The following is a 23,194-nucleotide window of genomic DNA, read 5'->3' on the forward strand; positions in this document are numbered from 1 at the left end:
CCGGCGCCAACTCCGACGCCAGCGCCGACTCCGACTCCGACTCCGACACCGGCGCCAACTCCGACGCCAGCGCCGACTCCGACTCCGACTCCGACACCGGCGCCAACTCCGACGCCAGCGCCGACTCCGACGCCGGGAACAGATAATGCGATCGTCGAACCGCTTCCTGCCTCAGATCTCAACCTCGGCAGCGTTACCCCCAATCCCACCCAACAGACGATCAACGGCAATGAAGGCCCCGATTTCATCATCGGCAATAGCATCAACGAGTCAATTAACGGACTTGGCGACAATGACACGCTGTACGGAATGGCCGGCAACGACAACATCGATGGCGGGGCCGGTAACGATTCCCTCTTTGGTAATGAAGGTACTGATTTCATCCAAGGTGGTGCCGGCAACGATACCGTCTACGGTGGCAAAGATAACGATACCGTTGTTGGCGGAGACGGTAACGACTTTTTGAGGGGAGATTTCGGCAAAGATACTGTGGCCGGCGGCCTCGATAACGACACTATTTTCGGTGGCAAAGATGACGATATCTTGCTGGGCGAAGATGGCGACGATTACCTTTTAGGGAACTTAGGAAATGACACAATTAATGCTGGAAATGGCAATGATATTGCCTTCGGCAATGAAGGTGCAGACCTAATTTTTGGCAAAGCTGGAAATGACACACTTTATGGCGGTAAAGATAACGACATTATCGGTGGTGGCGATGGCAATGATTTGCTATTCGGCAACAACGAAAACGATTTGCTCGAAGGTTACAACGGTAACGATACGCTGTACGGCGGCAAAGGCAATGATACTCTCTTCGGTAATGCTGGCAACGATTTTCTGGCCGGCGATGTTGGGGACGATACTTTGACTGGCGGTTCGGGAAGTGATGTATTCTTCCTAACTCCAAGTGTGGGTAGCGACATCATTACTGATTTCCGCAAGGGCGAGGATTTAATTGGCTTGGCTCCTGGTTTGAGTTTCAATCAACTCAGCATTACGTCTAGCAATAATCAAACTTTGATTAGCGTGACTGGCAGCAATCAATTGTTAGCGAAGCTTAACGGTATGCCCGGTACTCTCAGCGCTAGCGATTTCACTCAGGTAACAATCTAATTGCCTCGGGTAGGGTGCGCCACAAGCACCTTACTGCGGGCGGAATATCGGGTAGGTGCGCCACAAGCACCGCCCGAATCAAACAAGCTTTATCACAAACTAAATTTCGGATTTTTGGGATTTTTGGGCGATCGGGCAAACAGACTAGATTGACCAAGCAGGAGTGCAGATTTTCTGGTTGTAGGTAAGATGAATATAGGGTGCAATAGCTACAGCAGTCCTCTGGAATTCGCAACCGCAGTATCTCTTTTCTGGATGTACATTACATCCTCTGCGGTTGATTGAAATAAAAGCAATCGCCACCGCATACTACAAATTGTACTCCGAGCTAATTGTCGGATTTAAGTTAAGGATAAAACTTGGTTTTTATCCTTAACTTAAATCCCCAGATTTATGACGTTTTTTTTATGAGGGCGGTGTGTTTCATCATATATAGCCTTCTGCTTTCAGTGTGAATCTACCAGCAAATAGCAAACATTCTCATAGGGTATGCGAAATGAGTTCAAATTTTGCCAGTATTGATACACAATCTGTTCTCAGCAATTCTCGTTCTAAATCTATTGTCTTCATTGAATCCGACTTAGATGACTATCAAACTCTGGCGGGCGGGGTGGTTCCGGGTGCAGAAGTCATTATTTTAGATAAAAATGGCAACGGAGTCGAGCAAATTACTGCGAAACTGCAAACAATCGCTGCTGCGGGGGGAACTGTAGACCAGATTCACATTTTTTCTCACGGCAATTCTGGCAGCTTGCAGCTCGGTTCTGCGACGTTGAATGCGGATAGTTTGCCGCAATATTCCAGCCTGTTGCAAGGGTGGCGAAATGCGCTGAGCGACCAAGCTGATATCATGCTTTACGGTTGCGATGTGGCTGCGGGTGACGGGGCTAATTTTGTCGATCGCCTTTCGGAGTTAACCGGCGCTGATATTGCGGCATCTAGCGATCGCACTGGCCGCGCAGGTAACTGGAATCTAGAGTTTACCAAAGGCAATATTGAAGCATCATCAGCTCTAAATCCAGGGGTAATGGCAGATTATCAAGGAACTTTAGCCACGATTACCGTTACCAACAATAATGATAGCGGGGCCGGTTCCTTGAGAAATGCGATCGCCTCCGCAGCAGCCGGCGATATTATTCAATTTGCCTCCACTCTTGCCAATCAAACAATTGCTCTGACTTCCGGTCAGTTGGTTATCAACAAGAACTTGACAATTGATGCAATTAGTGCTAGCAACTTAACCATCAGCGGCAACAACACTTCGCGGGTAATCCTCACAGAAGGTTCAACCAATGTTACTCTAAAAAACCTGATTGTTGCCAACGGCAAAGTTTCTGGAACCGATCCGAATAACGAGACAACTAGCGCTGGTGGCGGCATTCAAACGGGAGGTGGCAGCAGTTTAACTTTAGAAAATTGTCAAGTCAATAATAATGTTGCTGGTTTCGGCGGCGGCATTTACACGGGTTTCCGCAGCACCACAACTGTAATTAACAGCAAGTTTAGCGGCAATGACGGTTCTTTGGCGGATAATACCGAACGCGGTGGCGGCGCGATCGCCACTAAAAGCGGGGGTTCTCTGACTATCAGAGATAGCGAATTTACCAACAACAAAGGCAGCTACGGCGGGGCTGTGAATAACCTGTTGGGCAGCATGACGATCGAAAACTCTAAATTCACTGGCAACCGCACAGACAAAAATGTTGGTGGGGCAGTTTTCGTCGATGGCGCTAGCGAATTAACCAACGATGCGATCGGTGGCAACATCATTATTCGCGGCAGCACTTTTGACGGCAATATTGGAGCCGGAGAAGGAGGCGCAGCCTTTCTGTTCGGTTATCCCCCAGATAAAATGGTGTTAGAAAAGAGCACTTTTATCAACAACAAAGCTGTCAAAAAAGCAGATGGTACAGGAGGTTCAGCAGGCGCAGTACGTCAGGGAAATGCCGATTTGACTGTGACAAGCTGTACCTTTGCCAACAACACAGCCGAGGATAACGGCGGCGGTTTGTGGATAGGGGAAGAGAGCAACATCAACATTGTTAACAGTACATTTTTCGGCAACACCGCTGCTCAACAGGGCGGAGGAATGGTAATCGCTAACGCAGATTCCTTTTCCACTAACATCGTCAACTCGACTTTTGCCAAAAATACCGCTGGGGAATATTCGGGAGGCATTTCTACCTTTAACGATCCTAACAAGTCGCCAATTAGTGTCAAAAATTCGATTTTCGATCGCAATACGGCTGGTAATATTTATAAAATCGGTCAGCACACTGGACGCGCACTAATTGACGGGGGAAATAATCTACAATTTCCCAATAAATTTACCGTGGGCGATCCTAACGACAATAATGTTACGGCAAATGTGACGATCGCCGATCCGAAACTCGGCTCTCTGCAAAACATTAACGGCGCTTTGGTGCTGCCGCTGCTAGCCGGAAGTCCTGCCATTGATACCGGTACTGGTGCGGGCGCTCCGGCTGCGGATCAGCGCGGTGTCAGTCGCCCTCAAGATGGTGATAATAACGGAAGTGCGATCGTAGATATCGGCGCTTTTGAATTCACCACTACAGTCACGCCGACTCCCACACCCACACCGACGCCAACTCCGACTCCCACACCGATTCCAACTCCCACACCGATTCCAACTCCCACACCGATTCCAACTCCAACTCCAACTCCCACACCAACTCCAACTCCCACACCGATTCCAACTCCCACACCAACTCCAACTCCCACACCGATTCCAACTCCCACACCGATTCCAACTCCCACACCCACCCCTGCACCGACACCCACACCCACACCTACACCAACTCCCACACCCACACCCGCACCGACACCGACACCCATACCGGGCACAGATGATTGCCTGTTCAATGGCGTCAGCGCCCCGGAACTCAATTCTGCTACCATTACTCCCAACCCCGTCGATCAAACTTTCAACGGCGGTAACGGTAACGATTTGATTATGGGCGGCGCCATCAACGAGTCGATTAACGGACTTGTCGGCAACGATACTCTCTACGGGATGGGCGGCAATGACAACATTGACGGCGGCGCCGATAACGACTTACTTTTCGGCAATGAAGGTACTGATTTCATCCAAGGCGGCGCTGGTAACGATACCATCTACGGTGGCAAAGATAATGACACTGTTATTGGCGGCGAGGGCGACGACTTTTTGAGGGGAGATTTCGGCAAAGATACTGTTGTCGGCGGTATGGGCAACGACACCATTTTTGGTGGCAAAGATGACGATATTTTGCTCGGTGAAGATGGCGATGACTATCTGTTAGGCAACTTAGGAAATGACACAATTAGTGCTGGTAGCGGCAATGATATTGTGTTCGGCAATGAAGGTGCAGACTTGCTGTTTGGTCAACTGGGAAATGACACGCTTTACGGGGGTAAAGACAACGACAGTCTCGATGGTGGCGACGGTAACGATTTGCTTTTTGGTAACAATGAAAATGATGCGATCTGCGGCGACAGCGGTAACGATACGCTGTACGGCGGCAAAGGCAACGATATCCTCAGTGGCGGTGCTGGTTCCGATTTCCTCAGCGGCGATGTTGGAGACGACACTTTGACTGGCGGTTCGGGAAGTGATGTATTCTTCCTAACTCCAAGTGTGGGTAGCGACATCATTACCGATTTCCGCAAAGGCGAGGATTTAATTGGGCTAAATTCCGGTTTGAGTTTCAATCAACTGAGTATTACTTCGAGCAACAGCCAAACTTTGATTAGTGTGACGGGCACCAATCAATTGTTAGCAAAAGTGAACGGTGTTGCGCCCGGTATTCTCACCGCTAGCGATTTCATTAGTCAGTAGTTACATCTTTTATGCTTGGGCGTATCATTCGGCGGTTTTAACCGCTTCGGGGGTAAAACTCGAATGTAAGCTAATCAGCATTTAAATTGCATCTAAAGAAATAATCAAACTCTTGTGGGGCGATGCTCTGAGCATCGCCCGAAATATACAATTTAAATGCAGTACAGATTACTTCCTTTGTCATTCGAGTTCCACCCCCGACTATATTGGTCGATAATTCCTCATCAAGCAGACTTGATATTATTCGGTTCCAATGGGCGAGCACAACAAGCGATCGCCCTTTTCCACCTCCGCATTCACCCGCAAATAATCCCCCACGCGATCGCACCCATAACCCAATAAATCCAGACTCAGAATTCGCTGCACATTCCACAAAATCAGCGTGTTATCCTCGCTGACGGAAGCCACAAACGTCCCATCAGAACTATACGCCACTCCCCGAATCGCCGCACTGTGACCTCTGAGAGTCGTTAATTCCGTGCCGTCAAGCTTCCAAAGCTTAACCGTGTTGTCCACACTGCCAGAAGCAATCATTTGACCATCCGGGCTAAATCCCACTCCCCACACCGCAGCATGATGACCTTCAATAGTTCTTAACAACTTGCCATCAATTGTCCAAAGCTTAATCGTATTGTCCCCACTACCAGAAGCAACCATCTTACCGTCTGGGCTAAATGCCACTCTCCATACCGCAGCAGTATGACCTTGAAAAGTTCTCACCAAAGTACCATCAAGCTTCCACAACTTCACAGTACCATCTCCCCCTGCTGAGGCAATTAGTTGACCGTCTGGGCTAAATACCACCTGCCAAATAGGAGCATGATGTCCTGTCAGGGTCGTAGGGACGAAGCATCCATTGGTGTTACCTAGAGATTTTACGGCGGATGTTTCGCCCGTACAAGTGCCGCCCGGCCGCCAAAGCTTAATCGTATTATCTTGACTTGCGGATGCGATCGTGCGATCGTCAGGACTGAAAGCTAATCCAGTCAGTCTAGCGCTATGACCTACGAAACTTGCCAGCAAAGCACCTTTTCGATCCCAAATATTCACAATATTATCATTTTTCCCAAAAGCAATTAACCGATCGTCGTGACTCAGAGCAACTGCATAAATCGCCGCGTCTTGTTCGCTCAAAGTCGCCAGCAATTTACCTTGCCGACTCCAAAGCTTAGTCGCGCCATCCTCGCTACCTGTGGCAATTGTAGAACTATCAGCACTAACATCTAAAGCCCAAATCCCAGCTTTATGTGCAGTAATAATCCTCCGCAAGGGATTTTGACTTTGCCACAGTCTGACGCTGTTTTCTGCACCCGCCGAAGCAATAAAGCTGCCGTCGGGACTCCAAGCTATCCCCCAAATCCCAGCACTGTGACCTCTAAATGTTGTCAATTCTGTGCCGTCAATATTCCAAAGTTTTACCGTTTTATCTCGACTTGCTGAGGCGATAGTTTGACCGTCTGGACTAAACACAACTGCTGATATTACAGCAGTATGACCCTGAAAACTTCTCAGCAAAGTGCCGTTTTTGTTCCAAAGTTTCACCGTTTTGTCTCCACTGGCAGAGGCAATAGTTTGACCGTCTGGACTAAACGCCACTGAAGATACCACAGCAGTATGACCCTGAAGAGTTCTTAGCAAAGTGCCGTTTTTGTTCCAAAGTCTCACCGTTTTGTCTCCACTGGCAGAGGCAATAGTTTGACCGTCGGGACTAAATGCTACTGAGGATACCCCAGCAGTATGACCTTGGAAAGTTTTCACCAAACTGCCGTCTTTGTGCCAAAGTTTTACAGTTGTGTCCACACTAGCAGAGGCAATAGTTTGACCGTCGGGGCTAAATGCTACTACCCAAATGCCAGCACTGTGACCCTGAAAAGTTTTCAACAAAGTGCCGTCCTTGTGCCATAATTTCACAGTACCATCATCACTGCCAGAAGCAATTAACTGACCGTCTGGGCTAAATTTGACCGATCTGACGATCGCCTGATGACCTTTGAGCGTTGCGACTTCTGTACCATCTCGCCGCCACAGTTTAATGGTTTTATCTACACTTCCAGAGGCAATTAACTGGCTGTCAGGACTAATATCCACTGCCATAGCAGCAGCTTTATGTCCCGATAAACGGTTGTATTCATCTACTTCATAAACCGCTTGCCGCAATACATTGATAACTTGATTTTCAATCTTTTTCCCTGTGTCGCCTAACTTTTGTAGTCGGCGCTTAGCTTTAATTGCTTCTATTAGTGCATCCAATCGGCGATTAGAGGCAAACAGTCCCTCAGAGGAAGAAACCAGGGCTTCTATTTCACTAATCCGAGCTTCGCGTTCGCTAATAGCGGCTCGGCGATACTGAAAATAACTTGTTACTCCTAAACCACAGGCAAGCAGCAGTGCAATACTAACTGCAAATAGTAATGTTCTCTGTCGTTTAGCTGCTTTTTTTTCTTGAATTAATCCCTTGCGTTCCTCTGTTAGTCGTGCTTCAACTTCTTTAGTGCGTTCTGCTTCTAAAGCTTGTTGAACTTCTCGCCTGTCTAGTTCGGCACTAGCAGCTAAAAACTGATAGTCTAGGTTGCTCAAGCTTTTTTCCTGCGCCCAGATTTGACCATCTTTTAAGGCTTGTCCCCGCAAAAGTCGGGAAGAATCTGTTTGTTGTGAAGCAATCCAAGCATCGAAGGTTTGGGAGTAGGGGCGCAATTGTCCTAATTGTTTCTCTACCCATTCCAGGTTAAAAACTTCAGCATAAATCCAGTTTGTTACCTGCAAATAACCATTTTTTTTGACAACTAATCCCGATAATAAGAGTTCGATTTGTTCGGGAGAGTCATCGGTTGAGATTCCCGTTGCTCCCATTGAAAAGGGTGATTCTGAGTGTGTCCCCAAGGCGGGCGGACAATCAGATTGCCCCGCTTCATAATCGGGAGTTAGGCGGGAGGTGGATTGTAAGATTTGCTGATAGATGCCGAGTAATCTGCCTGCGCGTTGTTCGTTGCTAATAATCCGATCTTTTATGGTTTTTAAATGCTCTGGTTCATCCTGGGATTCCCATTTATTAATAATATTTTCTTGCACTAAATTATCTACCCAAAATCCCTCTGCTCCTGCTGGAATTGTCACCAATTTTGTCGTCTGTCGAGTTGCTATGTACGCCAAATAGCACAGTTTTTGGGTGAGAAATGGCTGTCCAGAAGTCCAAGCTAATATCTGTTTGAGAATAGGTTGATAATTACTGACTACACTTGCCAATCCCGCCGCTAATGGCTGGGCTTCGTGCAGTTCAAAACCTCGTAAATTTATGGCTCTACCAATATTAAAAGGAGTCCGTTTTTTATCAGAAATTAAATCGCTGGGTGTCGCTACGCCAAAAAGCGCAAAACTAATTCGATTATATTCTGGATTAATTGCTCGTTGATTGTAGCAAAACCGAATTAGGGCGAAAAAATCATCAACCGGGAAATCAAGACCGAGAATGCTGTCAATTTCATCAATAAATATAATGATTCGATCTGTGGGAAATTTGACCAGCAGAATATCTTCAATAAAATGGCTCAATCTTTGCAGAAAGGAGACATCTTCTTCATCCCGCCACCAGGTTTTTAAATTAACTTGTCCTAAAAGATTGAAACTGCGCCACAGTTCTCCAACGATGCCTTTATACCACTGTAAAGGGGTGATATTTTCGCTACCGATGCGGGTCATGTCGATGGTACTGCATTGAAAACCTTCTGCTTGCAGTCGGTGCAGGGTGCGTACCAAGAGAGAAGATTTGCCCATTTGCCGCGAGTTGAGGATGTAACAAAATTCGCCTGCTTTTAAGGCTTCATAGAGTTCGGAATCTGCTTGTCTTACTACATAGGTAGGCGCATTATTGGCGAGACTACCGCCGATTTGGTATTGATAATCGTTCATCATTTTGAGTTAATAGTTGATGATGATTTAGCGATCGCCCACTCGATCGCACAAATGTCTGTCTTCCTCCTTGACACCGGCATTAGTTCGCAGATAATCCCGCACGCGATCGCACGCATAACCCAGTTCATCTAGTTTGAGAATTCGCTCCACATTCCACAAAATCAGCGTGCGATCGTCTCCAGCGGAGGCAATCTGTTTACCGTCGGGACTAAACGCCACTCCCCAAACGTTCCCTTCATGTCCCGTTAGCATCGTTATTTCTGTACCGTCAATTTTCCAGAGTTTGAGTGCGCCAGTTGCGCCTCCAGTCACCAGCATTTGACCGTCTGGACTAAAATCAACCGCCATCATGCCTCTAGTATTTCCCTTGATGGTTTTGAGCAACCTGCCATCGATCGTCCAGAGTTTAATTGTGTCATCCATGCTCGCCGTTGCCAAAGTGCTACCGTCTGGACTGATGGCAACTTCCCAAACCCCACTGCCATGACCTTTCAAAGTCTTGGAAAACCGACCGTCCAAACTCCACAACCGAATTGTGCCATCTTCACTGGCGGAAACGAGCCTCTTTCCGTCTGGGGTAAAGTCCACATCATAAACCCTAGCCCGATGTCCTTGGAACGTTCTCAGCAAAGTGCCGTCTGGCTTCCACAGTTTCACGGTTTTATCGTCGCTGGCAGAAGCGAGTAGCTGACCATCTGGACTAGGGGAGATATCCCAAACTCCTGCCCCATGCCCTGTTATAGTTTTCAGCAGCGTCCCGTCGAACTGCCAGAATTTAATCGTTTTATCTTCACTGGCGGTAGCAAGGATGGGCGCGATCGCAGAGTTGGCAAAGCTGGCAGCAGAGAGGAAAGCAACGGACTGAACGGCAGCCTTGTTTCCGGCAAAAGACTTCAGCAACGTACCGTCTCGCGCCCACAGTTTAAAACTGCGATCCGAACCGGCTGAAGCTAGCATCTGACCGTCTGGGCTGAAATCTACATCCCAAATCGTGCCGCGATGTCCGTGCAGAAATTTCGAGAAGGGGTTTATCGGATTCCAGACTCGAACGGAATTGTCATCACTAGCGGAGACCACGATTTCACTGTTGGGAATAAAGGTAACGCCGCGAATTCCAGATTGATGCCCTTTGAGGACTTTCAACAGCGTCCCGTCCGGCTTCCAGAGGTTTATGGTTTGGTCGGCGCTGGCGGAAGCAATGACATCGCCTGCTGTGCTGACAGCGACTTCAAACACTTCCGAACTGTGACCGCTAAGAGTTCGTAGCAGCGTTCCGTCGGATTGCCAGAGTTTAACCGTGTTGTCAGCGCTGGCAGAGACGATGGCGGGACGTTTTGTGCCGCTATTGTCTGCAAGGAAGGCGAACTCAACGTCCCAAACGGCAGCGCTATGCCCTTCCAGGGTTCTCACCCGTTCGCCGTCCTTAGTCCAAACCTTGACCGTACCGTCCGCGCTGCCAGAGGCGAGCAAGTTTCCATCTGGACTAAAGGCAACACCCCAAACCCCACTTTGATGTCCTGTCAGAGTCTTGATCGGTTTGCCATCAACGCTCCACAGACGAATGGTGCTGTCTTCGCTGGCGGAGGCGATGCGCTCACCGTCAGGACTCACGGCAATGTCCCAAATAGCTGCGCTGTGTCCCTGAAAGGTTTTGAGCAGCTTGCCCTCCCGACTCCACAGATAAATTCTGCCGTCTAGGCTGGATGTCACCAGGCGCTGGCTGTCGGGACTAAAACTGAGCGCGTGAACAGTGGCAGTGTGCTGGAGGGTTTGGCGCAGGGTGCCATCGGGCTTCCAAAGTTTAACGGTTTGGTCGTTGCTGCCGGTGGCGATGAGTTGACTGTCTGGGCTGGCGTCAACCGCCAGAACCCAAGCGCGATGCTCCGACAGGCGATTGAATTCTGCCGTTCTATAGATGGCTTGTTGCAGCACTTGTTGAACTTGAGATGGCAATTGAAGGCTGGAACTAGGGAAACTGTCGAGCCTACGTCTGGCTTTGATGGCAGTTACGAGAGCGTCTAATCGCTGTTGGGAGGCGAATTGTCCTGCGGAGGAGGAGGTGAGGGCTTGAATTTCGCTCGTAACGGCTTGATGATATTGCCAGAGGGCGAGTATGGCGGATGCGATCGCCACCATTAATGCCCCACTCAACGCCCCAATAAACCTTCGCTGTCGCTTCGCTGTCTCTCGCTCTAAATCTAACCGCTTGCGTTCCTCTGCCAGTCGCGCTTCGACTTCTTTAACTCTTTCTGCTTCCATTGCTTGCTGCATTTCCAGCCTGTCTAATTCACCAGAAGCAGCTAAAAAGTGATAGTCCAAATCGCTCAAACTTTTGCCTTGCGCCCAAGCTTGAGCGTCTTTCAAAGCTTGTCCTCGCAACAGTCGGGAAGAATCTGTTTGTTTGGCTGCAATCCAAGTTTCAAAAGTTTGGGAATAGGGACGTAGTTTTCCTAATTGTTTTTCTACCCATTCGAGGTTAAAAACTTCTGCATAAATGCGGTTTTTAACTTTGAGTAATCCTGCTTTTTTTTCGACTAATCCAGATAGCACCAGTTCGATTTGTTCGCGGCTGTCGTCGGCACAGATCCCCCCTGCCCCCCTTAATAAGGGGGGTTCTGATTGTCCCCCCCTTAATAAGGGAGGTTCTGATTGTCCCCCCCCTTGATAAGGGGGGGTTAGGGGGGGGTCTGATTGTAATATTTGCTGGTAAATGCCGAGCAATCTTCCGGCGCGTTGTTCGTTACGAAGAATGCGATCGCGTATCGTTTTTAAATGCTCCGGTTCGTCCTGCGATTCCCATTTATCGATGATGCGCGATCGCACTAAATTATCCACCCAAAATGCCTCTGTTCCTGGTGGAATATTAACCAAGCCTCCCGCCGTTTCCAGGCTGGCTCTATAGGCTAAATTACACAGCTTTTGCGTTAAGAATGGCTGTCCTGAAGTCCAAGCCAATACCTGTTTGACAACGGCTTGAGGATTACTCACTACACTTGCTAATCCCGCCGCTAATGGCTGGGCTTCGTGCAGTTCAAAACCCCGCAAATCTATAGCACGACCAATATTAAAAGGCGTTCGATTTTTGTCAGCAATTAAATCGCTCGGCGTAGCTACTCCAAAAATTGCAAAACAAATGCGATTATATTCTGGATTAATTGCTCGTTGATTGTAGCAAAATCTGATTAAGGCAAAAAAATCATCTACCGGGAAATCTAAGCTAAGAATGCTGTCAATTTCATCAACAAATATAATAATTTTAGTGTCGGGGAATTTGACCAGCAGAATATCTTCAATAAAATGACTAAATCTTTGTAAAAACGAGATATCTTCTTGCTCGCGCCACCATGTTTTTAAATTAACTTTTCCTAAAAGATTGAAGCCGCGCCACAAATCGGCGACCATTCCTTTATACCACTGTAAAGGAGTGATATTTTCACTGCCGATGTGAGTCATGTCGATGGTACTGCATTGAAAACCTTCTGCTTGCAGTCGGTGCAGGGTGCGGACTAATAGGGAAGATTTGCCCATTTGCCGCGAGTTGAGGACGTAACAAAATTCGCCTGATTTTAAGGCTTCATAGAGTTCGGAATCTGCTTGTCTTACCACATAAGTAGGTGCATCACTAGCGAGACTGCCGCCGATTTGGTATGTAACCTTGGTCATGCCGTTTATGGGTTGGTTTAAAAGTGAAAGTTGAGTATAAAAAGAGGCAGTCTGAGCGTTATTTTTGTCACCATCTCTACTGAATTATAATCCCTCGCTAAAATTTAGGTTTCCCAAGTAATTGTTTTTATAATAAAATTGACAAAGTAACAACTAGAAGTTATTATACAATATAGCCTAATGTTGTAAATTTATATTGACATTGAAATTAACAGCAAACAAGGAGAATCAATATGCTCATTCAAGAACAACCAGCCCAGTCTAAACAAATGACCCTAGACGAGTTTCTGGACTGGTATCCAGAGGGTCAAGGTCGCTTTGAACTACATGATGGAGCCGTTATCGAAATGCAAGCAACTGGAACTCACGAACAAGTAGGGGGCTTCCTCGCCCTCAAAGTAGGTGTTCAGATTGAACGTTTGGCTTTGCCCTATTTCATTCCTCGCCAAGGAATTATTAAGGCTATAGATTCTGATAAGTCTGGCTACAGCCCAGATGTGATGGTGTTAGATTGGCAACAAATCGAAACGGAACCGATGTGGAAAAAGCGCTCGACTATTACCCGAGGTGAAACTATCCGTTTAGTCATCGAAATCGTGAGTACGAATTGGCAAGATGATTACTTGATGAAGTTAGCAGAATATGAAAAATTGGCAATTCCTGAATACTGGATTGTCGATTATTTAGGGTTAGGTGGCAGAAGATATATTGGCAACCCAAAACAACCCACGATTTCCGTTAACCAATTGGTTGATGGTGAGTATGTCGTTAATCAGTTTAGAGGTGATGATGTGGTGCGATCGCTTGCCTTCCCCGATTTAAACTTAACGGCAGAACAGATTTTTCACGTGGGGCAATAACTAAACAAAGTTTTGTGAACCAAAATAGAGGCGGTACAACTCGCAGCTAAGCGTACAGCGGTTGTTATCGATATGAATCAGCCCCATACTAACTAATTTAGAAGCTACTATCGGATCTAATTCCACGCCCCGCTCAGATTTTACCACTTGTTTAAGTGCAATTGCGAGTTCGGGAGCTTCTTGCAATGTCACCCAAAAACTCCGCAAGTAATCTTTATAAATTCCTCCTATTGTGGGAGCTTCTTGTAGAAGCATATCTAGCGTTACACTGTTTTGACAGAGGTGGTAAAGAGCGAGGCGCACCAGATAAGGATGTCCCCCCACCATTGCCATCAGTCGCTCGGCATCGGGGCTATCTGTCCAATCCAGTCCGTAACGCTGCGCTAAAGCAAGTATCTGCTCTTCTGTAAAATAGGGCAATTGCAGCGGCAAACCGACATTAAAAGGCGATTCAGTGAGCCTTAAAGGAATATAAATTTCTGTGGAGTGAAGGACGATTAACCGCAGTTTTCCCAAAGTTTCAATCCGCTTGGCTTCTTCATGCCAGCTTCGCAGCAGCGGCAAAAATTCTCGGGCAATTTTGGGATACTCAAAAATTCTATTGACTTCATTTAAAGCTAAAACCAGAGGGCTATTAATTTTAGTTAATATATATTGTTGCAAATAAATAGTACAGCTTACTTTGCTACCCATATCTTCATCCCAATAATCATCTAATAGAGGTGGCAATTCTAGATGACGGCTGATGTTGGCACAAAACCACCGTAAAAATTTATCGATGTTGTCTAAAACAGCTTCCTCGGCTTGCTGAAAATCCAAACTTACAGTTCGGCAGCCAAGAGAATTAGCGCGATCTAAAATCCGTAGCAGGAGGGAACTTTTACCCATCTTTCTGGGAGCTTTAATCCGCAGAACACTTCCAGGTTTAGCAATTTCTCGATACGCGAGTTCTTGAATTAGCGGGTGAGGGATATAAAATGGCGAACCGAGGGGTACGGGAGATCCGGGATATTCTAAAGGTGTTGTTAGGCATTGGCTGCGGATGAATTGTTCAATTAATTCTCGTTCCTCTACCGTTAGGGAACGCGATTCTAGAGAGGAGCGAAAATTTGATTTGCTAATAGGTTTCTGCAATATTTCTGAGAGAGATTGCCACAAGCAGGAGGCGATGTTTCTCAGGTAATGCTCTCCGTAATGAGAGGCCGATGCGATGCTTGTATAAGTCTTTCCTTCCCAAACTTGGCGGAGTAGGATTTCTTGTACGGGATGTAAGTCTTTTTGCGATCGGGCACGAGTTAGCTGTACTACCTCATCTATTGTCATAACTTGCAATTATTCCGTAAGTGTATCGTTGATATTATCACTTTTGATTGACTCTAAAGGTGAGTGCGATCCTCTTCGAGGGCTGCGCTAACGGCTATTGGATGGCAACGCCAGCCTCCGCGACATTTTTCAGGGGGTAACAGGTGACATCCGTTAAATTTGAGATATTGCACCATTCTCGCTTAACCTGTAGGCGCGGGTTCGCCAATAGCTTTCTCATGATGCCCAAAGACTAAAAAACCCGCCCCCACCCCGCGCGATCGTCTATAAGATGGATATTGGTACTCTGGGCGTGAGATTTAACTGAGATATTGCACCAATAGACCTCTTGCAAAAGTCCTTTTAATTAAATTTTTGGACGATGCTCAAAGCCCATCCCACAAGAAAAAAGAATTTTTGTGGGATGGCTTTGAGCAGCGTCCCAACTATTTTTGCAAGAGGTCTAATGTCAATAAGGGGCTTTTCTGTGGGTGGGGGCGGGTTTATTTAACCTGTTTGCACCCTTTTTGGCTATTGGCGAACCCGCCCCTACAGGTTAACGAATCAAGCGGACTTGATATCACCGGTAACTGAGCGCTATAACCCAATTTTAAATAGGCGCTGGGCTGCTACTTGAAAGGGAGCCGCGCTCAGTTTTTCTCGATCGCCCGCTAAAATGTCATGTAGGTGTCACAGTTGGTCGTGAAGCCACAATTAAGAATGTGACAGTTGACTTTGCTAAAGTTCAGTTAATTGATGTTAATTTAATTAAAAGTAGTTTCATATCGCTGCATCTACCGATCGCAAGTTTTAAGTCCCAAAGCCTAATTCTTCTTATTTCATTATATGCCAATAGCAAATATTATGTGGGATTTACTCAAAAATATCTTTTCTCCAACTCAGTATATGCCGCACGGTCACTGCTATCTGTGGCAAACGCCCTTGGTGTGGCTGCACGTAACCGGCGACTTTTTAATCGCGATCGCCTACTTTTCAATTCCGGCGATGCTGATTTATTTTGTTTTTAAGCGACGCGACGTTCCTTTTTTAGGAATCTTTGCTTTATTCGGTGCATTTATTGTTCTTTGCGGTACAGGTCACTTGCTAGACATTTGGACGCTGTGGCATTCCGCTTATTGGCTGTCGGGGATTGAAAAAGGAATTACTGCCCTCGTTTCCTGCTACACGGCTGGATCGATGGTAACGCTACTACCCCAGTTTTTATCATTAAAAAGTCCTCAAGAATTAGAAGTAATTAATATCAAGTTGCAGCGTGAGATAGCCGTGCGCCAAGATGCTGAATTAGCCTTGCGCCACGCTTATGATGATTTAGAAATTAAAGTCCAAGAGCGCACCGCACAGTTAACAGAAATTAATGGTTGTTTAGAAGCAGAAATTAGAGAAAGAATAGCCGCTGAATCCGCTTTGCGCGAACGAGAAACTAGGTTAACAGAACAACAAAATGGTTTGCTCGAATTAGCAAAAAATTCTAGTATCTACGAGGGAAATATCAGCGAGGCGTTGAGAGAGATTACGCAAATGGCAACTCGTACTCTGAATGTCGATCGCGCAAGTATTTGGTTTTATCAGAAAGATAAATCCGCAATGTGCTGTGCCGATCTTTACGAACTGACACCCAATCAACACAGCGGGGGTGCAGAACTGAAAGTTGCTGACTATCCTAGCTATTTCCAAGCTTTGAATACAGAACAGGTACTCGCAGCGGTTGATGCCAAAACCGATCCGCGCACCCTAGAATTTAGCGAATCTTATTTGATGCCTTTAAACATCTCGTCGATGCTAGATGTTCCTATTACCCATAAAGGGCAAATGGCGGGTGTAATTTGTTTAGAACATCAGGGAACGACCAGGAATTGGACGCTCGACGAACAAAGCTTCGCTAGCTATGTGGCGCAGATCGCAGCTTTAGCAATGGAAGCTCGCGATCGCCAGCAAGCCGAGTTAAACTTGCGCTCTGTCACCGAACGCTTGCAATATTTGCTGGCGACAACTCCGGCGGTGATTTTTAGCTGCAAATTAGGGGGAAATCATGACGTAACATTTGTCAGCGAGAACATTGTTTCACTGATTGGCTACGAAGCGCAAGAATTTTTTGAGGGTTCCTTGGATTGGCATAGCCTCATTCACCCCGAAGATCGAGAAATTGTAGATACTGCATTCGCTCAGATATTGGAAAAAGAATGGATTTCCTACGAATACCGCGAACGGCACAAAGACGGTAGTTATCGCTGGATTTACGATGAAGTTAAGTTGGTCAAAGATGCTGCTGGCATACCTGTGGAGTGTGTTGGTTATGCAGTAGATATTACTGCTCGCAAACAGGCAGAAGCAGCTTTGCAGCAGCAACTAAAAAGGGAGCGGCTTGTAGATGCCATTCGAGAGCGAATTCGCTCTTCTCTTAACCTAGAAGAAGTTATGACAATGGCTGTGGAAGAAGTGCGCCAGTTTTTGTCAACTGACAGGACAGTTATTTACCGTTTCAACCCAGATTGGAGCGGATTTGTAGCTGTCGAATCGGTAGCAAGGGGTGTGATGCCGATTTTGGGAACTGATATTAATGACCCTTGTTTTCGGGAAGGCTACGTCTCTGTTTATGAGCAGGGACACATTCGCGCGATCGATAATATTTATACGGCTGGTATTTCAGAGTGCCACATTAATTTACTCAGCCAGTTTCAAATTAAAGCTAACGTCGTGGTGCCCATTTTGCAAGGTGAAAAATTATGGGGGCTACTCATTGCTCATCACTGCCGCAGTCAAAAGCAATGGAACTCTTCTGAGATAGAATCTCTCAAGCAAATTTCTGTGCAGCTAGCAATTGCCATCCAGCAATGTACGCTGTTTGAACAAGCTAAAACTGAAATTGCCGATCGCAAGTTGGCAGAAGCAGCGCTGCAAAAAGCTGTCGTGGTTGCTGATGCTGCTAACCTCGCTAAAAGTGAATTCCTTTCTTCTATGAGCCACGAATTGCGTACTCCCTTGAATGCAATTCTGGGATTTAGTCAGGTGATGGTGCGCGATTCATCTCTCAACAATCAACACCAGCAACACCTAGAAATTATTAATCGTGCTGGGGAACATTTGCTGTCCCTAATTAATGACATTTTGGAAATGTCTAAAATTGAAGCAGGCAGAAGTCAGCTTAATCAAAGCAGTTTCAATTTAATCCGCTTGCTGGAAACCTTAAAAGAAATGTTTCGATTAAAAGCTAAATCTAAGAAATTGCAGCTAAATTTGGAAGTGGGTGACGGCGTACCACACTTTATTACTGGAGATGAAGGTAAATTGCGCCAAATTTTGATTAATCTTGTAGGAAATGCGATCAAGTTTACAGAGACTGGTAGCGTTACTTTGCGAGTTAAAAAGAAGGTAGAAGAAAGTTTGGGAGGTGAAACCGCAGAGTTTTCTGACACACAAGAAAGCTGGGCGGTTGAAACCGCAGCTATACAAACAAAACCCGCCTGCGCGGGTTCGGAAAGCTGGGCGGTTGAAACCGCAGCTATACAAACAAAACCCGCCTGCGCGGGTTCTAATCAGTCCGCGCAGGCGGACTTTGATTGTGTAGGCGCGAATTCTATTCGCCCGGTATTGTTACAAAACTCGGTATTTTTAGACCTTCAGTTTGAAATAGAAGATACTGGCCTTGGCATTGCCCCAGAAGAGATGAATAAGTTATTTGAACCCTTTGAGCAAACAAAAACAGGTCAAAAATCTCAACAGGGGACTGGATTAGGTTTACCAATTAGCCGCAAATTTGTAGAAATGATGGGAGGAGATATTACTGTCAGCAGTACACCTGAGTTGGGAAGTAAGTTTGCATTTGATATTCAAATCAGCCTTGCCGCTCCTACCGATGTTAAAATGCTTAAACCACAGAAAAAAGTAATTGGGTTAGAACCGAATCAACCAGAATGCCGGATGTTAGTGGTTGACGATCGCGCCGATAATTGTCTAGTCATAGATAGATTATTGTCACCACTAGGCATCCTCGTGCGAGAAGCTAGAAATGGTCAAGAGGCTGTTGCTATATGGGAGGATTGGCAGCCGCACTTGATTTGGATGGATATGCAAATGCCGGTGATGAATGGCTATGAAGCCACCAGACAAATTAAATCTCATCCTCTCGGAAAACAAACTGTAATCGTTGCGCTTACTGCTAGCGCTTTTGAAGCGGAACGCAAAACCATTTTAGCAGCAGGCTGCGATGATTTCATGCGTAAACCCTTCGAGGCAAAGATATTATTTGCTAAAATGGAAGAACTTTTAGGAATCCGCTACGTTTACGAGGAACCTGTTGATACAAAACTCGAAAATGAAAGCGAAATTAGCGGAGTTTTCAGCAATCAATCTGTAGAATCACAACTCGGCCAAATGCCTCTTGAGTGGGTGGAGAAGATATATAATGCTGCTTATGAATGTTGCGACGATAAAATTTTTAAGTTGATAGAGGAAATGCCTAGAGAATTTGCGACCCTCGCACAAATTTTAACTAATTTAGCGCAGGATTTCCTATTTGACGATATTATAGAGCTAGCGAAATCGGCAGTTACGGCGAGTCAGTCTTAATAGACCTCTGGCATAATTATTGTGGAACAGGCTCTTATAGCCTGTTCAAAACCTGCTTTTTAGAGATGTCTAATATCTTTTATCTTAAAACAATACCGTGAGCGATCGCATGGACAGCAATCAATCTCCTGGAACTCAAGCCAGCATTCTCGTAGTTGATGATACGCCAGCTAACGTGCGGCTTTTATCTATAATCTTAACTGAACAAGGGTATCAGGTTCGTAAAGCCCTGAATGGGCAAAGGGCGATCGCTACAGTGCAGGAGTTTCCGCCGACTCTAATTCTGCTGGATGTGATGATGCCAGAGATGAATGGATATGAGGTGTGTGCACAGTTGAAAGCTTCACCAAAAACCCGTTCTATTCCAGTGATTTTTTTAAGTGCGTTAGATGATGTTTTAGATAAGGTGAAAGCCTTTGATGTGGGAGCAGTTGACTATATTACTAAACCTTTTCAAGGTAAAGAAGTATTGGCACGAGTGGCAAGTCAGTTAAAAATTCAAAGTCAGCAAAAGCTACTTCAAGAGCAAACGAAGCAATTAGAAGGACTTGTCGAAGGTTTGCAAAACGAAATTAAAGAGCGGCAGGGGGTTGAGCTAGCTTTACGGCTTGCTCAAAAAAAGTCGGATCATTTATTGCTGAATATTTTACCAGCAGCGATTGTTGAAAATTTGAAAAAGGGCGAGGGTTCTCCTGCCGAGAGGTTTGATTCAGCAACAGTTTTGTTTGCCGATATTGTTGGTTTTACGTCTCTTGCTGCCAGAATTTTACCTCTAGAATTGGTTAATTTTCTCAACCAGATTTTTTCAAAGTTTGATCAGCTAACTGAAAAGCACGGTTTGGAGAAAATAAAAACAATTGGAGATGCTTATATGGTAGCGGGGGGGTTGCCGGTGCCGAGGGCAGATCATGCTGAGGCGATCGCGAATATGGCGTTGGATATGCAGGATGCGATCGCAGATTTTCAAACTGACATGAATCAATCCTTTCAAATTCGGATTGGCATTCATACCGGGCCGGTGGTTGCCGGTGTAATTGGTACCAAAAAATTCACCTACGATTTGTGGGGAGATACTGTTAATGTTGCTTCTCGGATGGAATGTCAAGGATTGCCGGGGTATATTCAAGTTACTGCTGCTATTTACGAGCTGTTAAAAGATCGGTATGTATTTGAGGAAAGAGGCGCGATCGCGGTTAAAGGTAAAGGAGACATGATCACCTATTGGCTAAAGGCTAAAAAAGTTAGTTCAAGCTAATTGGTAAGTTAGAGCGGAAGAAAGTTCGGCAACGGATTGTGTAACGGATGTAACGGATGTTGGAAGGAAGTTCGGCAACGGATTATGTAACGGATTTAACGGATGTTGGAAGGAAGTTCGGCAACGGATTATGTAACGGATTTAACGGATGTTATAAGGAGGTTCGGCAACGGATTATGTAACGGATGTTAGAAGGAATAAGGAATAAGGAATAATAAAAATGCTATAAAATCAATGGTTTGGGTAATTAAAAAATGAAAATGATTTGCAGTTTTACCTGGGAATTTTCGCGGACTATCTCAATGCGATCGATAAACTCTCGAAAGTAGAACCTGCGTTCCGATTCCGACAAGTCCAGCCAAAATTGGGGAAGAGAAACAGTTTGCGCTGTTTCTCGCAAATTCACTGGTGGCAGTTGCGCTAATTTGCTTTGGAGTTCGGCAATTTCGGTGCGGATTTTGTAAGCTCTCAATTCTGCCGTTTCTGTGTCTAAAATGCCGCTTTCAATCAGGGCGGGAAGTTGCTCTAAGATTTGTTTTTTCGAGCAGATAGCCCCGGCAATTCCTGCTTTAATTCCATTCATGTCCGGCATTTGCAGCGCGGCGACAGCATCGGGCAAATCGCGACAAATTCCTGCTATGGTTAATTGCAACACTTCTTCGTAGGAAATCCCGCTGCATTTAGGCTGTGACAGACAGTTAATCGGTCGCAAATAAAGGTATTCTTTCTCTTTGCGGTAGGCTGTGACTTTGGCAACTGTCATGGGCGATTTGCACTCGGCGCAAATGGCTAATCCTGCGAGGGAACGGGGGGCGCTGGCGCTGCGGGGAGCAAGGCCACGGTTGCGACGCAGCAATCTGTCTACTTGGGCTGCTTCTTCTCTGGAAATAATCGGGACGTGGGTGTTAGAAATTACTTGGCCGTTTTGATATTCCAAATCACCTCGGTAGGCGGCATTTGTCAGCCAGCGGCGGCCTGTGCTGACGGAGATTTTTTTGTTGTATTTCTTTGCTAAATGGCGCACAGAACCGCGCAGGGAACCGTAGATGAGGAAGTGTTCAAAAAAGTCTTTGACGGCGGGGGAGGCGGTTTTGTCGATCGCATATTTATCTTTGCCGCGCCGGTAGCCGTAGGGGGCTTTTCCGGGAGGGGGAAGGGATTTGATGCGGTTGCGGGCGTGTCCTTTGCGAATGCTGCGGCTGTGTTGGCTGCGTTGGAGTTCTGCGAGGATTTGCAGTAAGTTTGCTCTGTTTTCTGTTTGTTTTTCGTCTGTTACAATTAGTTGGATGCCGAGGTTTTCCAGTTGTTCTAGGTGGGCCCACACTTGCTGTACTGTGTCGCCGAGTTCTTCAAGGCGCTGAATTAACAGGTATTTGACTGGTTCTGTTTGGCAGTCTTTTAGGAGTTGCTGGAGTTGCTGTCGCCCTCCTAAGTCTTGATATGTGCGATCGACCTCCTGGCCCCAAATTTCAGCCGCTGGTGCAGGTTCTAACAGCGGTTCGCTGTATGAATAGGCGATGATTTTCATCTGTTACTCGCTGAGTTCAATGATATTTCCGTCGGGATCTTGGGTAAATAATGCCGATCGACCTGACGCGCTCATTTGCACCGGGCAATTGTGAGCGATTAATTGCTCTTTGGCTGCCTCTAAGTTAGCAACAGCAAATGCTAGATGTCGGTTGCGACCCAATTTGTCATAGTCTACGGCATCTGGTATAATTGTTGCAGCTAAAATTAGGTGTATCTGGAAGTTGCCGATTTGATACCAGATTCCGGGAAATTTTAAGTCTCGATCCATTTTTTGCAGTCCTAATACGTTGCTGTAAAATTGTTCTGATTTTTCGAGGTTGGAAACGAGCAGGGCGCTGTGAAGGCATTTAGTAATTTGCATTTTTGTTGGGTATTTATATTTTTATTTTAACCGCTGATGCAGGCAGATGAGCGCTGATGATCGCAGATTGGTTGATGTTTGTTGAGTTTTTGATATGATAACACGATCGGTCGCTATTAATACAACTCGGAAAACCTATCTGTAAACCAGAAATATTAATTTTTTTGGCGATTTGGCAAAAACAGGCGGTCTCCTGTTACATAGTTATCTAAAAATTTACAGAATAATTACTGAATTGAGTTTACTACTCCATTAATAATAGTTAAAAAATCCTCATAATCAATGGCGCACTATATCTTTCGACTACTGTCAATCTGCTTTGCGATCGCAGTAATAACTCTGTTTCCCGGAGTTGCCAGTGCAGGTCAGATTTACATTCACAATTCTGCTAAAGGGGCAATTACCTGTGATGCTGCTGGCGATAGTCGCAACACGGTTAAGCAAAATACGCAGACGATCGCGATCGCACAAGGCGGAACTTTTGAACTCAACCCACAAGATTTCTCGACGCAAACAATCGATCGCCTGGAGTGTGCAGGATACAATGTTGGCAATCTGAAAGTGAGGGCAAATAGTCCCGATCGCTATTTATCTTTCATCGCTCAAGCCCAACACAGCTCGGTATTATTATATTTATCCAAAAAAAATAGCTATGTACCAAGAAACTTGTAGGAATTCAACCAACAGGAAGCTGGACATACCAGATGTGACTCGAACAGGCGATCGCTCCCCGGAAGCAAGCGCTTCACAGGTTTTTAACAAAATTGATGTCG

Annotated in this window: 11 protein-coding genes; 6 read left to right on the forward strand and 5 right to left on the reverse strand. The window is 46.0% G+C overall.

Annotation, left to right across the window (positions count from 1 at the left end; translation table 11 throughout):
• A partial coding sequence (locus QUB68_RS04970; protein WP_332989923.1) for a calcium-binding protein occupies nt 1–1,116 on the forward strand: 1,116 nt, incomplete at its 5' end.
• Nucleotides 1,117–1,612: 496 nt separating this feature from the next.
• Complete coding sequence (locus QUB68_RS04975) at nt 1,613–4,954, forward strand: DUF4347 domain-containing protein (protein ID WP_332989924.1); 3,342 nt, start codon at nt 1,613–1,615, stop codon at nt 4,952–4,954.
• A gap of 240 nt (nt 4,955–5,194) precedes the next feature.
• On the opposite strand, the gene QUB68_RS04980 is transcribed toward QUB68_RS04975, so the two are convergent.
• Nucleotides 5,195–8,860: an AAA-like domain-containing protein gene (locus QUB68_RS04980; protein ID WP_332989926.1), complete on the reverse strand. Its 3,666-nt coding sequence runs from the start codon at nt 8,858–8,860 to the stop codon at nt 5,195–5,197.
• A gap of 27 nt (nt 8,861–8,887) precedes the next feature.
• Entirely contained in the window at nt 8,888–12,526 is a 3,639-nt protein-coding gene (locus QUB68_RS04985) for an AAA-like domain-containing protein (RefSeq protein WP_332989927.1), read from the reverse strand.
• A gap of 233 nt (nt 12,527–12,759) precedes the next feature.
• Between QUB68_RS04985 and QUB68_RS04990 the strand changes: the two genes are divergently transcribed.
• Nucleotides 12,760–13,386 (forward strand): Uma2 family endonuclease, encoded by a 627-nt coding sequence (locus tag QUB68_RS04990; RefSeq protein ID WP_332989928.1) that lies wholly within the window; start codon nt 12,760–12,762, stop codon nt 13,384–13,386.
• Here the strand turns inward: QUB68_RS04990 and QUB68_RS04995 are convergent, their stop codons facing one another.
• Nucleotides 13,387–14,709: an AAA-like domain-containing protein gene (locus QUB68_RS04995; protein ID WP_332989930.1), complete on the reverse strand. Its 1,323-nt coding sequence runs from the start codon at nt 14,707–14,709 to the stop codon at nt 13,387–13,389.
• An 843-nt stretch (nt 14,710–15,552) separates the two neighbouring features.
• Between QUB68_RS04995 and QUB68_RS05000 the strand changes: the two genes are divergently transcribed.
• Both QUB68_RS05000 and QUB68_RS05005 read left to right on the forward strand, forming a co-directional pair.
• Nucleotides 15,553–19,275 (forward strand): GAF domain-containing protein, encoded by a 3,723-nt coding sequence (locus tag QUB68_RS05000; protein ID WP_332990169.1) that lies wholly within the window; start codon nt 15,553–15,555, stop codon nt 19,273–19,275.
• 109 nt (nt 19,276–19,384) lie between these two features.
• Entirely contained in the window at nt 19,385–20,530 is a 1,146-nt protein-coding gene (locus QUB68_RS05005) for an adenylate/guanylate cyclase domain-containing protein (RefSeq protein WP_332990171.1), read from the forward strand.
• 247 nt (nt 20,531–20,777) lie between these two features.
• Here the strand turns inward: QUB68_RS05005 and QUB68_RS05010 are convergent, their stop codons facing one another.
• Nucleotides 20,778–22,058 (reverse strand): recombinase family protein, encoded by a 1,281-nt coding sequence (locus QUB68_RS05010; RefSeq protein WP_332989932.1) that lies wholly within the window; start codon nt 22,056–22,058, stop codon nt 20,778–20,780.
• Nucleotides 22,059–22,061: 3 nt separating this feature from the next.
• On the reverse strand, nt 22,062–22,421 hold the full coding sequence (locus QUB68_RS05015; protein WP_332989934.1) for a VOC family protein: 360 nt from the start codon (nt 22,419–22,421) through the stop codon (nt 22,062–22,064).
• A 282-nt stretch (nt 22,422–22,703) separates the two neighbouring features.
• On the opposite strand from QUB68_RS05015, the gene QUB68_RS05020 reads away from it, so the two are divergent.
• Nucleotides 22,704–23,093, forward strand: coding sequence for a hypothetical protein (locus QUB68_RS05020; RefSeq protein WP_332989936.1), 390 nt, complete (start codon nt 22,704–22,706; stop codon nt 23,091–23,093).
• Nucleotides 23,094–23,194: the final 101 nt, after the last annotated feature.

The organism is Microcoleus sp. A006_D1, from assembly GCF_036702805.1.
In the GTDB taxonomy this organism is placed as follows: Bacteria; Cyanobacteriota; Cyanobacteriia; order Cyanobacteriales; family Microcoleaceae; genus Microcoleus.

Coding starts and splice junctions, on each gene's coding strand:
- QUB68_RS05015 (WP_332989934.1), bottom strand. CDS start 22,421: ATGCAAATTACTAAATGCCTTCACAGCGCCCTGCTCGTTTCCAACCTC.
- QUB68_RS04990 (WP_332989928.1), top strand. CDS start 12,760: ATGCTCATTCAAGAACAACCAGCCCAGTCTAAACAAATGACCCTAGAC.
- QUB68_RS05005 (WP_332990171.1), top strand. CDS start 19,385: ATGGACAGCAATCAATCTCCTGGAACTCAAGCCAGCATTCTCGTAGTT.
- QUB68_RS04985 (WP_332989927.1), bottom strand. CDS start 12,526: ATGACCAAGGTTACATACCAAATCGGCGGCAGTCTCGCTAGTGATGCA.
- QUB68_RS04975 (WP_332989924.1), top strand. CDS start 1,613: ATGAGTTCAAATTTTGCCAGTATTGATACACAATCTGTTCTCAGCAAT.
- QUB68_RS05000 (WP_332990169.1), top strand. CDS start 15,553: ATGTGGGATTTACTCAAAAATATCTTTTCTCCAACTCAGTATATGCCG.
- QUB68_RS05010 (WP_332989932.1), bottom strand. CDS start 22,058: ATGAAAATCATCGCCTATTCATACAGCGAACCGCTGTTAGAACCTGCA.
- QUB68_RS04995 (WP_332989930.1), bottom strand. CDS start 14,709: ATGACAATAGATGAGGTAGTACAGCTAACTCGTGCCCGATCGCAAAAA.
- QUB68_RS05020 (WP_332989936.1), top strand. CDS start 22,704: ATGGCGCACTATATCTTTCGACTACTGTCAATCTGCTTTGCGATCGCA.
- QUB68_RS04980 (WP_332989926.1), bottom strand. CDS start 8,860: ATGAACGATTATCAATACCAAATCGGCGGTAGTCTCGCCAATAATGCG.